The organism is Microbacterium sp. Ld4 (genome assembly GCF_045066555.1).
Taxonomy (GTDB): Bacteria; Actinomycetota; Actinomycetes; order Actinomycetales; family Microbacteriaceae; genus Microbacterium.
Window position 1 is genome coordinate 520,704 of sequence record NZ_JBISHE010000011.1, and the last position, 13,601, is coordinate 534,304.

A 13,601-nucleotide genomic window follows, 5' to 3' on the forward strand; every position below is an offset into this window, starting at 1 on the left:
CATGTCGACGCCCGTCGTGAAGGATCGGGCCACCGAGACACTCCCTCGCCGCGCCGGAGGCATCCGCCGCGGCGAGGGAGCGGCCGGATGGCTGTTCGTTCTGCCCGTCGTCGTGATCCTCGGGGTGTTCCTCTTCCTCCCCGTGCTGATGGCGCTGTGGGTCAGCTTCTCCGACTGGAGCGGGCGTGGCAGTCCGCTCTCCCCCAGCGTGGGGTTCGTCGGGCTCGACAACTATGCCGAGCTCACCTCGGGCGAGGGCCTCCGCAGTCGCGACTTCGGCACGGCGCTCCGCAACAACGCCTGGTACGTCGTGCTCGTCGTGCCGCTGCAGACGGCGCTGTCGCTCTTCCTCGCCGTGCTGGTGAGCCGGCGGATGATGCGGGCTCGCGGGTTCTTCCGCACGGCCTTCTACTTCCCGTCGGTGACGAGCTCGGTGGCGATCACCGTGCTGTGGCTCTTCCTGTTCAGCGCCTCGGGCCCCGTCAACGCCTTCATCGCCGCCGTCACCGGCGGGGAAGGACCGAACTGGTTCAACGACGCCCGCGGCATCGTGCATCTGCTCCTCGGCGCGGTCGGCATCGACACCGCGCCGGCGGCACTGTCGAGTCCCGGATTTCTCGGACTGTCGGGGTGGGACTGGCTCTCCGGGCCGTCGATCGCGATGAGCGCGCTCATCCTCATGGCGGTGTTCACGACGAGCGGCACGTTCATGCTGCTGTTCATCGCGGCACTGCAGAACGTCGGCTACGAGCTCACCGAGGCGAGCATGATGGACGGCGCCACGCCCTGGCAGCAGTTCTGGCGCATCACGCTCCCCCAGTTGCGGCCGACCCTGTTCACGGTGATCACCCTCGGCCTCATCGGCTGCTGGCAGGTGTTCGACCAGATCTACACGGGAACCAAGGGCCAGCCGGGCAAGACCACGATCACTCCGGCCTACCTGTCGTACACCTCGGCGTTCAGCAACCAGGACTGGGGAATCGGGGCGGCCATCGCCTTCATCCTGTTCCTCATCATCATCGCCTTCACCCTTCTCCAGCGGTGGGTGCTGCGTGACCGGCCGGTCTCGAAGCGGCGCATCCGCGCCTATCTCCCGAAGGGGGCCCGGTCGTGACCGACAGCAGAACGCTCGCCCGCACGGCGACGCTCACCGAGAAGCCGATCGCCGATCCGTCGAAGCCGCGCCGGAAGCGCCTCACGCCGCGCTCCCTCGCAGGGCAGATTCTCCTTTACTCGATGCTCGCCGTCCTCGCGATCGTCTACATCTATCCGTTCCTCGTGCAGGTGGCGACGTCGTTCAAGACCGAGCAGGAAGCGGCATCCAACCCGATCTCGCTCCTCCCGCAGACCTTCTCCTTCGCGGCGTTCGAGCGTCTGTTCCTCAACAGCGACTTCCCGCTCTGGTTCGCGAACTCGACGGTCGTGACGATCCTCGTCACCCTCGGACGCGTGTTCTTCGTCTCACTCGCCGGGTACGCGCTCGCGCGGCTGACCTTCCGCGGACGCGGCGTCATCTTCGCTCTCGTCGTCGCCGTCATGGCGGTGCCGTCGGTGGTGCTCCTCATCCCCCGCTTCCTCGTGCTGAACCAGCTGGGGATGTACGACTCGTACGCGGGGATGGTGCTGCCGCTCCTCGTCGACGCCGCCGGAGTGTTCATCATGAAGAACTTCTTCGAGTCGATCCCGCCCTCGGTGGAGGAGCAGGCGCGCATCGACGGGGCGGGGACCTTCCGCGTGTTCTGGTCGGTCGTGCTCCCGATGGCCCGGCCCGCGCTCGTCACGATCGTGATCCTGTCGTTCCAGGGTTCGTGGAACGAGCTCACGCACTTCATCGTGTCGGTGCAGTCGCCCGAACTCACCACACTGACCCGAGGCGTCGCGAGCCTGTCGTCGGGACAACTCAGCCAGGGCACGCAGTATCCGTTGAAGCTCGCCGCGGCTGCCCTCATGACGATCCCCGTCGCGGTCGTCTTCTTCATCTTCCAGAAGCGCATCATGAACACCTCCGAAGGAGCAGTCAAGGGATGACCGCAGGCCTCCAGCCCTTCCTGTCCGATGCCGTCGTCGCCCTCCGCGCCCCCACCCAGGTGTGGTCGCGCGACGACGGTGAGATCGGCGCCGGCGCGATCGACGGCGTCTTCCACGGCGATACGCGCTTCATCCGCCGCACCCGGCTGCGCTACGGCGCCGACGCCGCAGTGCACACGCCCGAGTGGATCTCGAGGTCGTCCGCCTCGGCATCCGACGTGCGGTTCGAGGCGCTGCTGAGACACGTCGACGACCGCACCCCCGACCCGAAGCTGCGCCTCACACGGCGCCGGATCGTCGCGGACGGCCGCATGACGGAGGAGCTCACTCTCGCCTCGCATCTCGCGGAGGAGGTCGCCGTCGTCGTCGAGATCGTCGTCACACCCGACGCGACGCCCATGCAGGACGTCAAGTCCGGCGCCGCGGAGGTGGCCCCGACCGATCGGCGCGTGACGGGCGACGCGGCATCCGTCACCGCCGGCGCCGCCTCGATGCAGCTGACGGCACCGGTCGCCGAGGTCACGGCATCGGGCGACGGCATCGTCCTGACCTGGCGGCTGGTCTGCCCGCCCCGGGCGACGGCCACCGTCTCGTGGCAGGTCGAGCTCGACGACCCGTCGCTCGTCGTCCGCGGCACCGAGCGCGAGACGCACTGGACCGTGCCGGCACCTGCCGGCTCCGACCCGCGACTGGGCCGGTGGCTGCGGCAGGCGATCGACGATCTCGACGCCCTGCGGCTGACCATGCCGGGAGACCCGGACGAGTTCTTCGCGGCGGGCGCGCCGTGGTTCTTCACCCTGTTCGGACGGGATTCGCTGTGGGCGGCGCGGCTGTTCCTGCCGGTCGACGTCGACATGGCGTCATCGACCCTGCGAGTCCTCGGCAGACTGCAGGGCACGGCGGCCGACCTGTCGACCGCGGAGGAGCCGGGCAAGATCGCGCACGAACTGCGCGCCAGCACCCTCACCATGCCCGGCGAGGGGATCTCCCTGCCCCCGCTGTACTACGGCACGGTCGACGCGACGCCGCTGTGGATCACCCTGCTCGTCGAGGCGCGTGCCGCCGGGATGCCAGATCCCGCCGTCCGCGACCTGCTGCCGACCCTCTCCGCCGCGCTCGACTGGATGCGCGGCGCCGTGAACGCGGACGGCTTCCTCGACTACGTCGACGCGACCGGCCATGGACTGTCGAACCAGGGGTGGAAAGACTCCGGCGACTCCATCCAGTGGCGCGACGGCTCCCTGGCCGACGGTCCGATCGCCCTCTCCGAGGTGCAGGGATACGCGTACGAGGCGGCAATGGGCGCCGCGGGCCTGCTCGAGTCGCTCGACGAGCCGGGCGCGGACGACCTCCGCGCGTGGGCGGCGGCTCTGCGCACCCGGTTCCGGGAGCGCTTCTGGACCCAGACGCCCGAGGGCCGCTACCCGGCGATCGCACTCGACCGCGACGGCCGCCCCGTCGACACCCTCACGTCGAACATCGGTCACCTGCTGGGGACCGGCATCCTGGACACGGACGAGGAGGAAGCGATCGCCGACCTGCTCGTCGGCCCGTCCATGAGCTCGGGTTTCGGGCTGCGGACCATGTCGACGGATGCCGCCGGCTACTGGCCGCTCAGCTATCACGGCGGCAGCGTCTGGGCGCACGACACGGCGATCGTCGCGCGCGGGATGGCTCGAGCCGGGCTCCACCGCCAGGCGGCCGTCCTCGTCGAGGGGATGCTGGATGCCGCGGAGGCGTTCGCGTTCCGCATGCCGGAGCTCCACGCCGGCGACGCCGCCGGTGACGTCGCCGTCCCGGCGCCCTACCCCGCGGCATGCCGCCCGCAGGCGTGGTCGGCGGCCGCGGCGGTCGTCTGTCACGAGATCGTCATGCGGCGACGCTGACAGCGACCCCGCCGGGTCCGGTCAGCCTAGGCACGGCACGCGGGGAGGGGCAGAATGATGACGGATGCCGCGCACCCGCGGCATCCGATCCTGCAGCGCCCACAAGGCCCGTCGATGAGGAATGCGATGACGCACACTCTGCCCCTGCCCGATTTCAGCCACGAACGCGTGGAGGTGATGACGGGCAGCCGGAGCGGTCTGGTCGTGACCGTCGCCCTCCATTCGTCGACGCTCGGCTCCGCCCTCGGCGGCGCCCGTCTGTGGCGGTACCCGCACTGGTCCGATGCGGTCGGCGATGCCCTGCGGCTGTCGGCGGCGATGACGCTGAAAAACGCGGCGGCCGGCCTCGACGCGGGCGGCGGCAAGTCCGTGATCGCGCTCTCGCCCGAGGACTCCCTCGACGCCGACCGGCGCCGCGCCGCCTTCCTCGACCTCGGTGACGCCGTCGAGTCGCTCGGCGGTCTGTACCGCACTGCGGAGGATGTCGGCTCGACGACCGACGACATGCTCGTCGTCAGCGAGCGCACGGCGCACGTGGTCGGCCTGCCCAGTTCGGTCGGCGGCTCGGGCGAGCCCGCCGGACCCACCAGCCGCGGCGTCTACGCGGCCCTCGGCGCGACGCTCGAACGGGTGTCGGGCTCCGCCGCCGTCCACGGTCGACGCATCACCGTGTCGGGCCTCGGCCAGGTGGGCGGCCGGCTCGCCGAACGCCTGGCCGCGGAGGGCGCCGTCCTCACCGTGACCGACGTGAACCCGGCGAAGCGATCGCTCGCCGCCGAGCTGGGAGCCACCTGGGTCGAGCCGGGCACCGAGCACCTCATCGCCGCCGACGTCTTCGTGCCCGCCGGCATCGGCGGCCTCCTGACCGACGACGTCATCGACGCGCTCGCGGCGCGGGCGGTCTGCGGCCCCGCGAACAATCCCCTCGCCGCACGTTCGGGCGCCGCACGCCTCGCGAGCCGGGGCGTGCTCTACGCGCCCGACTTCGTCGCCAATGCGGGCGGCGTGATCTACCTCGACGTCGAGGCCAAGCATCCCGGTCACCACGACGAGATCGCGTCACGCATCGACGGGATCGGCGACACCATGCGCCGCCTGTTCGACGAGGCCGAGGCGCGCGGTGTGACCCCGCTCGACGCCGCCGAGGCGTACGCGGCCGAGCGTCTGGCGCAGGGCGCTCGAGAGGGCGCGAGCGTGTAGGTCGTTTCGCGGGCGTTAACTCCGCCGCCTCCCTCTTTACCCGGTGATCCGACGCCCCCATACTGAGTTGGTCAGTTGAACAACTCGAGGAGGCGGACATGGCCGACGCCATCGTGATCACCGGGGCGAGCTCGGGAATCGGCGCGGGGTTCGCCCGCAGGTTCGCCGCGCGAGGAGTCGACGTCGTCCTCGTCGCGCGGCGGGCCGACCGCCTGGCCGCCCTCGCCACCGAGCTGGAGTCCGTGCACCGGGTCACCGCGACCGTGCTCACCGCCGATCTCACCGATCCGGCCGCACCCGCCGCGATCGCCCAGGGCCTGCACGATCGCGGCATCCGCGCCGTGGGGCTCGTCAACAGCGCGGGGTTCGGCACCGCGGGGCCGTTCGCCGAAGAGGATGCCGTCCGCGTCGCCGCCGAGCTGCAGGTGAACGTCGCCGCGCTCACCCTCCTCACCCGCGAGCTCCTCCCCCAGCTGCTGGCCGCGCGCGGCATCCTGATCACCATCTCGAGCACTGCCGGCCACCAACCGCTGCCCGGTCTCGCCGTCTACGCGGCCACGAAGGCCTACGTCACCGCGCTCACCGAAGCGATCTGGCAGGAGTCGCGCGGCACGGGACTCACCGTGCTGGCGCTCTGCCCCGGGCCCACCGAGACCGAGTTCTTCGAGGTCGCCGGCTCCGAGACGTTCAAGGTCGGCAGGAGCGTCTCGGTCGACGTCGTGCTCGACGAGGCGTTCGCGGCGCTCGAGTCGGGCCGGCCAGGCCCCGTGCACACCGTCGGCGCCGGCAACCGTCTGCAGGGTCTGCTCGGCCGGATCTCCCCGCGGCGGCTGCGCCTGTGGGTCGCGGCGCGCGCGGTCGGAGGCGCACGATGAGGCGGATCCCGCCGGAGCAGCGCCGCAGCGAACTCATCGCCGCCGCGATCCGCGTGATCGCCCGCCGCGGCGTCGCCGGGGCCACCACCCGCGCCATCGTGTCGGAGGCCGACATGCCGCTCGGCGCCTTCAGCTACATCTTCGGCACGCACGACGACCTCATGACCGCCGTCATCGACTCGGTCATCGATCAGGAGCGCTTCGCCGCCGAGGCCAGGGCGATCGACTCGACCTCGCTCGAGTCCGCGCTCCGCAGCGGCCTCGACGGCTACATCGATCTGCTCGCCGCCGAGCCCGACCACGAACTCGCCCTCCTCGAGCTCGCCCTCTTCGCGCGTCGGCGCGACCCCGACGGTCAGATGCGCACCCAGTGGGAGTCGTACTTCCGTGCCGCGGAGCAGCTCCTCGCCTACGCGGCGCGGGTCACCGGCACCACATGGACCCAGCCGGTCGCCGACCTCGCGCGCCTGCTCGTCGCCATCTCGGACGGCATCACCCTCGCCTGGCTGGCCGACCACGACACGGATGCCGCACGCCGGACGGCGGCGTTCGCGGCATCCGCTCTCGCCGCGGCCGCGCGCCCCCACGGCGCCGTCCGCCCCGGCCATCCCGGCCGGGCACCCCACGCACCGACCGACCGAGACGGAGCCCGCCCATGCTGACCGAGATCGACGACCGCGTGCTCGCGGCGGTGAACCTCCATGCCGTCCTCGGCGCGCTGCCGCGCCTGGCCGAGCTCTCCCCCGAGGCGGCCGCGATCCTCGCCGCGATGAACGGGCCGGCGACCCTCACCGCGGCGGTCCTCGGCGGGGAGAGGACCAGGTTCGTGTTCTCACCGGCGGGCGTCGCCGCGGGGGCAGAGCCGGTCGGCACGCGCGCCACCCTCGTGTTCCGGTCTGCCGCGCATGCCAACCGCGTGCTCGCGGGCACCGGCACGCCGATCCCGGTCACCGGGCCCGCCGGCATCCGGTTCCTCACCGGCGTGTTCACGCCGCTGACCGACCTGCTCAGCCGCTACCTGGAGCCCAGCGACGCCGATCTCGAGAACCCGGCGTTCGCCGAGGCCAGCCGCACCCTGCTCCTCGAGGTGGCGGTCGGCGCGATCGTGGTCGTCGGCAACCTCGACCGGTCGGGGCGGTTCAGCGCGAGCCAGATGCCCGACGGCGACCTCGACATCACCGTCGGGGATACTCTCCGCCACCGGATCCGCGTCTCCGATCACCGCCTCGAGCGCGTTCCGGTGAGCGACGCCGGCCCGCGTGCCGTCTTCCGATTCGTCGATCTCCCGACCGCCGGCGACGTGCTCGCCGGCCGCGAGAGCGCGCTCGCCTGCGTCGGCGACGGACGCATCGCGATCCGCGGGTACGTGCCGCTCGTCGACAACATCAGCCGCATCCTGGGCCGCGTCGGTCATTACCTCGGAAAGTGAGCACCGTGTACGACTTCACTCAGAGCCTCGCGGCGTTCGCCCGCGCGCAGCGCGTCATCCCTGCGGGGATCCCCGGCCATCTCGGCCCCACCGAGGGCCTGCACCTCCCCCACGACGCCTTCCCGAAATTCGCCGCGCGCGCCGAGGGCACCCGGTTCTGGGACATCGACGGCAACGAGTTCATCGACTACATGTGCGCCTACGGGCCGAACATCCTCGGTTACAACGATCCCGATGTCACGGCGGCGGCCGCCGCGCAGGCGAAGCTCGAAGACGTCGTGAGTCTGCCGTCGACGGTCATGATCGACTTCGCCGAACTGCTCGTCGACCAGGTCGCGAGCGCCGACTGGGCCATGTTCGCCAAGAACGGCGGCGACACGACCACCCTCGCGATCATGACGGCGCGCGCGGCGACCCTGCGCAAGAAGATCGTGTTCGTGAAGGGCTACTATCACGGCGTCGCACCCTGGACGCAGAAGCTCGACTACCCCGGCGTCCTCGAGGAGGACGTCGCGAACAACCTGTCGGTGCCGTGGAACGACCTCGGGGCCCTGCGCGCGCTGCTCGACCAGCACCGCGGCCAGATCGCCGCCCTCATCGCGACGCCCTACATGCACGGCAACTTCGTCGACAACGCGCTGCCCGCGGAAGGCTACTGGGCGGCCGTCCGGCGCCTCTGCGACGAGCACGGCATCGTCTTGATCGTCGATGACGTGCGAGCCGGATTCCGGCTCGACCTCGCCGGCAGCGATCATCACTTCGGCTTCGAAGCCGACCTGATCTGCTTCTGCAAGGCGCTCGCGAACGGCTACAACGTGTCGGCGCTGATGGGGAAGGACTCCCTGAAGGAGGCGGTCAGCAGCATCACCTACACCGGGAGCTACTGGATGAGCTCCGTGCCGTTCGCCGCGGGCATCGCCACGCAGCAGAAGCTCCGGGAGCTGGGCGCTCCGGCGCTCTTCGAGCGACTCGGCACCGCGCTGACCACCGGGCTCGCCGCCGCCGGCGCCGAGCACGGATTCACTCTCGTGGCCTCCGGCGCCCCGGCGCTGTTCTACCTGCGGGTCGCCGACCCCGCCGATTCGCTGATGCTCCATCAGGAGTGGGTGGCCGAGTGCGTGAAGCGCGGCGTCTACCTGACGTCGCATCACAATCACTTCCTGAACGCGGCCGTGACGGATGCCGACATCGACCGCACGGTCCAGATCGCCCATGAGGCGTTCGGCGTGCTCCGAGAGCGCCACCCCGAGGCGGTCTGACGTGCCCGTCTCCCCGCCCCGCATCGTCGCCGTCGCGATCGTCTACGGCCTCCAGGGTCTGGGGTACGCCGTGCTCGTCACGGCGCTCCCCCTGTTCCAGGGGCGGTCGGGCCTCGACGGCACGGCGCTGTCGCTCATCCTGCTGGGGGTGTGCCTGACTGCGGCGGCCGGATCGATCGTCGCCGACGCGATCGCCCGGCGAGCGGGCAGCCGGCTGGGCGTCCGCGTCGGTCTCGGCGTGCAGGCCCTGGCCCTCGTCGGCGCCGCCCTCGCGCCCGACACCATCGTCTTCGTCGCGACGGTGCTCCTGTACGGCCTCGGCCTCGGCCTCATCGACGCCGCGTCCAACATGCAGGGCGTGCTCGTGCAGCGGGGCCGTGCACTGCCGCTGCTCGGCCGGTTCTACGCCTCCTACACCGTCGGGGCGATCGTCGGGGCGCTCACGATGGCGGCCGTCATCGCCGCGGGCATCGGCGGCGTCACGGCGCTGATCGGCGCCGCGGCCCTGCAGATCGGGTTCATCTTGACGGGGTCGCGGCTCCTGACCCCGGAGCGTGCGGCGCTCCCGCCGCGTCAGGGGCCGAGGCCGCGGCTCGACCGCCGCGCCATCACGATGGCGGGCCTCGTCGTGCTCGCGGCGTTCACGATCGATTCGGCCGTCAGCTCGTGGAGCGCCGTGCACCTGTCGGCGATCGGCGCGGCGGCCGCCCTCGCCCCCGTCGGTTACGCGATCTATCAGGCAGCCGTCCTCGGCGCCCGCCTCGCGTTCGATCCGCTCGCCCGGCGTGCAGGGCGCGCGCGCGTCCTCGGCGGAGCTCTCGCCGTCGGCGCGGCCGGCGGGATCCTCGTCGCCGCCGTGCCGCTGCCCGCTGCCGCCTTCGCCGGCTTCGCCCTCAGCGGCCTCGCCGTCGGGGTGCTCGTGCCCCTCGCGTTCGGCATGGCCGGCGCGATCGATCCGGTGAGGAGCGACGAGGTGATCGCCCGGGTCAACCTCTTCAACTACGCAGGAGCGGTGCTCGGGGCCGTGGCCGTCGGAGTGATGCTCGACGTGACCGGCCCGGGCCTCGCCTTCCTCCTGCCCGCCCTCCTCCTCGCCGTGGCCCTCCCCGCCCTGCGAGAGGCGCGGAGGACGACGGCCCGGTGACGCCGTGCGCGCGTGCGGCGCGGTCAGGCGCCGAGCCAGATCCGCAGCGCGCGCTCCAGCTCCGCCAGGAGGAGCGCGCGCTCATCGGGTTCGGCCGCGAAGGCCTCGTGCAGCACGGCATCCGCCGACGCGAACGCCACCCGCGACACCGCGTAGGCGCGTTCGTCATCGCCCTCGTCGATCACGCCGGCCCGCTGCAGCAGGGCGGCCACCTTCGACGCCATCCGCTGCTTGTGTCGGCGCCGCGCCTCATCGGCATCCGGTGCTCCCGAGCGCACGGTGCCGAGCGAGCGAGCCAGCTCCTCGTCGTCGTAGATGTCGATGACCGCGCGCAGCACGCGTCCGACGGGGTCGGGGCCGGCGACCTCGATCTGCTCGAGCACATCGTCGAGCAGCCGTTCGAGGCGCGCGTGGTAGCGCGCGACGATCGCGGCGAGGATCGCCTCACGGTCGGGGAGGTACTGGTAGAGCGCCCCCACGCTCACACCCGCCGCCGCCGCCACCCGGGGCAGGGTGATGGCCTCGACGCCCTCTCGGCGCACGAGGACCTCGGCGGCGTCGACGGCGCGGAGCACCTTCGCCCGCGAGCGGGTCTGGGTGGGCACGCGCCGGAGCGGCAGCTCGGCCAGAAGAGGGTCGCGCTCCGGGGTGGCATCTGAAGAGGTCATCGTGGAATCAAACTTGACTTTGGTTAGGGCTGGCCGCAACGCTAGCACCATGACAACGACGTCTTCCCTCTCAGGCCTACGCGCGTCGGTGGCCGGGGCCGCGCGCGAGCTCGCCTCGCACGGCCTCTTCATCGGCACAGCAGGCAATGTGAGCGCCCGCGCCGGTGACGTCGTCGCCGTGACTGCGACCGGCGCGGTGCTCGCGGACGCGACCCCCGACCAGGTGACCGTCGTCTCACTCGATGGCCGCATCCTCGACGGCGACCTCCGTCCGACCTCGGAGCTGGCCCTCCACCTCGGCGTTCTGCGTCACGCCGGCCCCGCGGCATCCGTCGTGCACACCCACGCCCCGGCGGCGACGGCGGTCTCGCTCGTCCTCGACGAGCTCCCGGTCATCCACTACCAGCAGCTGCTCCTGGGCGGCCCGGTTCGCGTCGCACCCTTCCACCCGTTCGGCACCGACGAGCTTGCCGGCGCCGTCGGGGCGGCGCTCGACGGGCGGCGCGCCGCGCTGCTGGCCAACCACGGCGCGGTCACGGTGGGCGAGAGCCTCGCGGATGCCGTCGCGAGCGCCCTGCTCCTCGAGTGGCTGAGCGAGCTGTACCTCCGGGCCTCGGTCGTGGGCGCGCCACGGTCGCTCTCCCCCGCCGAGCAGCGCGACGTCGTCGCACACGCCACCCGCCTCGGCTACGGCGCGACCAAGCCGGTGAACGCATGAGCGCGAGACTGGGCGCGCTCGTCGCCCACGGCCGATCGGCCGACGTGTTCGAGCTGCCCGGCGGGCGCGTCGCGAAGAAGTATCACGACGACTGGCCCGACGCGGCGATCGGACGCGAGATCGGCGACGCCGAGACCGCCTTCGATCTGCGCCTCACCCCGATCCGCTGCCACGGCCGCATCCAGGTCGACGGAGGCCGTGCCGTCTCGTTCGACCGTGTCGACGGCGCCGCCCTCACGACCGTCGCCGAGCGCAACATCCTTCGGATGGGCAGCGTCGCCCGCGCCCTGGCCGTCGAGCACGCCCGCATCCACCGCGCCCGCACCGACGCCTTCCCCGACGTGCGCGTGCTCGCCGCCGACCTGGTGGGCACCGCCCCCCTCGCGTCGCTGAGCGCCTCCGAGAAGCGGATCCTCCGGGGTCACCTCGAGTCACTCCCGCGCGGCGACCGGCCGCTGCATCTCGACTACCACCCGCTGAACGTCTTCGAGCACGACGGCGGCTACGCCGTGATCGACTGGCAGTCGACCGCGACGGGCGACCCTGCCGCCGACGTCGCCATGACCCGACTGCTGTTCACCGAGGCCGAGCTCTTCCCGGGAGCATCCGCGCTCCAGCGCGCCGTCTACGGCGCCGCCCGCCAGACGATGGGCCGCATGTACCTGCGCGAGTACAAGTCCGTCAGCGGTCTCCGCGACGCCGACATCGATCGCTGGGCCACCGCAGCGCGTGTCCTGCGCCTGGGCACGCTCGACGTGCCGAGCGAACGCGATCGGCTCCTGGCGGGCATCCGCAGCGGCATCCGGCGCTTCAGCGAGGAGACCCCCCGGTGACGACGACGATCCACCGCGACCCCCTCACGGATGCCGGGACCGTCGACGTCCTGATCATCGGCGGCGGCATCACGGGAGCCGCGATCGCCTACGAGGCATCGAGCCGGGGGCTGTCGGTCGTGCTCATCGAGAAGGCGGACTTCGGCGGAGCGACGTCGGCCGCGACGGGCAAGCTGATCCACGGCGGGCTCCGCTACCTCAAGAACCTCGAGATCGGCCTCGTCCGGGAGTCCCTCGCCGAGCGGCGCACGCTCTCGCGCATCGCGCCCGGGCTCGTCGCCCCCATCGAGATGGTCCTCCCCGATCCCGGCCTCGTCGAGCATGTCGGGCTCACCGCCTACGACCTGCTGTCGTTCGACCGGAACCGCGTGGCGGCGACCCACCGCATCCCCCGCCACCGCTCGCTCAGCCGGCGGGAACTGGCAGGGCGCGGACTCGGGCACCTGAGCCGCGGCATCCTCTACTCCGATGCGATGATGCTCTCGCCCGAGCGCCTCACCCTGGCGTTCCTCCGCTCCGCCGTCGCCCATGGCGCGCGCGTGGCGAACTATGTGCGCGCCGAGGAGGTGCTGGTGCGGCGCGGCCGCGTCGTCGGGGCGCTGACCCATGATGCCGTCACCGGGTCGCCCGGGCAGGTACGCGCGCGGGTCACCGTGAACGCGAGCGGCCCCTGGGCCCGCGATGTGCTGCGCGCACAGGCCGGCACGTCCGCGGCGGTGGGCCCCGCCCCGGCGGTGAGGTCGGAAGGCATCTACCTGCTCACCCGCCCCCTCACCGACACCATGGTGCTGACGGTGTCGCCCTCCGGCCATTTCAGCTTCGCGCCGTGGCGCGGGCGCACCCTGATCGGGCCGACCGAGACGCCGTACCGGGGCGCCGTGGACGACTGGCGCCTCACCGGTCAGTCGATCGACCGTTTCATCGCGGAGATCAACGCGAACAGCCGCCTGCCGGTGGCCCTCGAGCGCAGCGACGTCGTCGCCGCGTACGGCGGGCTCCGCCCGCTCACCGAGACCGCGGGCGCCGACACCTACCGCGCGTCGCGAGCGTCGGAGCTGACCGATCACGCCTCCGACGGCCTCCCCGGGCTCGTCTCGGCGAACGGCGGCAAGTACACGACCTCACGCGCCTTCGCCGAGAAGACGGTGGGCCGGCTCGCGCGGATCGCCGGCCGCCGGGTCGGTGTCAGCCGCACCGCGCACGTGCCCCTCGACGCCGCCGATCTCCCCGACATCGCATCGGCCACGCTCGTGCAGAAGCTCTACGGAACCGACGCGGATGCCGTCCACGCCCTCGCCCGTGCCGATCGCCGCCTCGCGGCGCCCACGACCGACGACGGCGAGATCCTCGCCGGCGTCGCCTTCGCCGCGCGCCACGAAGCGGTGGTGCATCTCACGGACATCCTGCTGCGCCGGACCGGCGTCGGGCAGCGCGGCGATCCCGGTGAGGCGGTGCTGCGTCAGGCCGCCGAGGTCGCCGGTGCGGAGCTGCACTGGTCGAGCTCCCGGCGCGCCGAGGAGCTCGCCGACGCCCGCGCCGCCGTGCGCCTTCCCGACTGATC

Annotated in this window: 13 protein-coding genes; 12 read left to right on the forward strand and 1 reads right to left on the reverse strand. The window is 72.1% G+C overall.

All coding sequences use genetic code 11. The features are described from left to right. Position 1: 1 nt before the first annotated feature. The 9 genes from ACJJV7_RS09835 to ACJJV7_RS09875 all read left to right on the forward strand — a co-directional run bounded on the left by ACJJV7_RS09835 (position 2) and on the right by ACJJV7_RS09875 (position 9,821). Positions 2 to 1,114, forward strand: coding sequence for a carbohydrate ABC transporter permease (locus tag ACJJV7_RS09835; protein WP_405375241.1), 1,113 nt, complete (start codon positions 2 to 4; stop codon positions 1,112 to 1,114). Next, a complete protein-coding gene (locus ACJJV7_RS09840) occupies positions 1,111 to 2,028 on the forward strand; it encodes a carbohydrate ABC transporter permease (RefSeq protein WP_405375239.1) in 918 nt (305 codons plus the stop codon). The genes ACJJV7_RS09835 and ACJJV7_RS09840 overlap by 4 nt, the downstream gene beginning before the upstream one ends. After that, the gene (locus ACJJV7_RS09845; protein ID WP_405375237.1) at positions 2,025 to 3,914 is read left to right on the forward strand and encodes a glycogen debranching N-terminal domain-containing protein; all 1,890 of its coding nucleotides are present in this window, start codon (positions 2,025 to 2,027) and stop codon (positions 3,912 to 3,914) included. Before ACJJV7_RS09840 ends, ACJJV7_RS09845 begins: the two co-directional genes overlap by 4 nt. Before the next feature lie 126 nt (positions 3,915 to 4,040). Continuing rightward, entirely contained in the window at positions 4,041 to 5,114 is a 1,074-nt protein-coding gene (locus ACJJV7_RS09850; protein WP_405375235.1) for a Glu/Leu/Phe/Val dehydrogenase dimerization domain-containing protein, read from the forward strand. Positions 5,115 to 5,212: 98 nt separating this feature from the next. Continuing rightward, positions 5,213 to 5,989, forward strand: a complete 777-nt coding sequence (locus ACJJV7_RS09855; protein WP_405375233.1) for an SDR family NAD(P)-dependent oxidoreductase — start codon at positions 5,213 to 5,215, stop codon at positions 5,987 to 5,989. Next, on the forward strand, positions 5,986 to 6,651 hold the full coding sequence (locus tag ACJJV7_RS09860; protein ID WP_405375231.1) for a TetR/AcrR family transcriptional regulator: 666 nt from the start codon (positions 5,986 to 5,988) through the stop codon (positions 6,649 to 6,651). Before ACJJV7_RS09855 ends, ACJJV7_RS09860 begins: the two co-directional genes overlap by 4 nt. Further along, positions 6,645 to 7,418, forward strand: coding sequence for a hypothetical protein (locus ACJJV7_RS09865; protein WP_405375229.1), 774 nt, complete (start codon positions 6,645 to 6,647; stop codon positions 7,416 to 7,418). Before ACJJV7_RS09860 ends, ACJJV7_RS09865 begins: the two co-directional genes overlap by 7 nt. After that, positions 7,415 to 8,677, forward strand: coding sequence for an aminotransferase class III-fold pyridoxal phosphate-dependent enzyme (locus ACJJV7_RS09870; protein ID WP_405375227.1), 1,263 nt, complete (start codon positions 7,415 to 7,417; stop codon positions 8,675 to 8,677). Before ACJJV7_RS09865 ends, ACJJV7_RS09870 begins: the two co-directional genes overlap by 4 nt. 1 nt (position 8,678) lies before the next feature. Continuing rightward, a complete protein-coding gene (locus tag ACJJV7_RS09875) occupies positions 8,679 to 9,821 on the forward strand; it encodes an MFS transporter (protein WP_405375226.1) in 1,143 nt (380 codons plus the stop codon). A gap of 23 nt (positions 9,822 to 9,844) precedes the next feature. Here ACJJV7_RS09875 and ACJJV7_RS09880 read toward each other — a convergent pair whose 3' ends face one another. Beyond that, positions 9,845 to 10,489, reverse strand: a complete 645-nt coding sequence (locus ACJJV7_RS09880; RefSeq protein WP_405375225.1) for a TetR/AcrR family transcriptional regulator — start codon at positions 10,487 to 10,489, stop codon at positions 9,845 to 9,847. A 49-nt stretch (positions 10,490 to 10,538) separates the two neighbouring features. Between ACJJV7_RS09880 and ACJJV7_RS09885 the strand changes: the two genes are divergently transcribed. From ACJJV7_RS09885 to ACJJV7_RS09895, 3 genes are read left to right on the forward strand one after another with little or no spacing between them, the layout of a single operon-like run. Further along, positions 10,539 to 11,207: a class II aldolase/adducin family protein gene (locus ACJJV7_RS09885; protein WP_405375224.1), complete on the forward strand. Its 669-nt coding sequence runs from the start codon at positions 10,539 to 10,541 to the stop codon at positions 11,205 to 11,207. Next, entirely contained in the window at positions 11,204 to 12,040 is an 837-nt protein-coding gene (locus ACJJV7_RS09890) for a phosphotransferase (RefSeq protein WP_405375222.1), read from the forward strand. Before ACJJV7_RS09885 ends, ACJJV7_RS09890 begins: the two co-directional genes overlap by 4 nt. Beyond that, positions 12,037 to 13,599 carry an FAD-dependent oxidoreductase gene (locus ACJJV7_RS09895; RefSeq protein ID WP_405375220.1) on the forward strand — a complete coding sequence of 521 codons (1,563 nt, stop codon included), beginning with the start codon at positions 12,037 to 12,039 and terminating at the stop codon, positions 13,597 to 13,599. The genes ACJJV7_RS09890 and ACJJV7_RS09895 overlap by 4 nt, the downstream gene beginning before the upstream one ends. Positions 13,600 to 13,601: the final 2 nt, after the last annotated feature.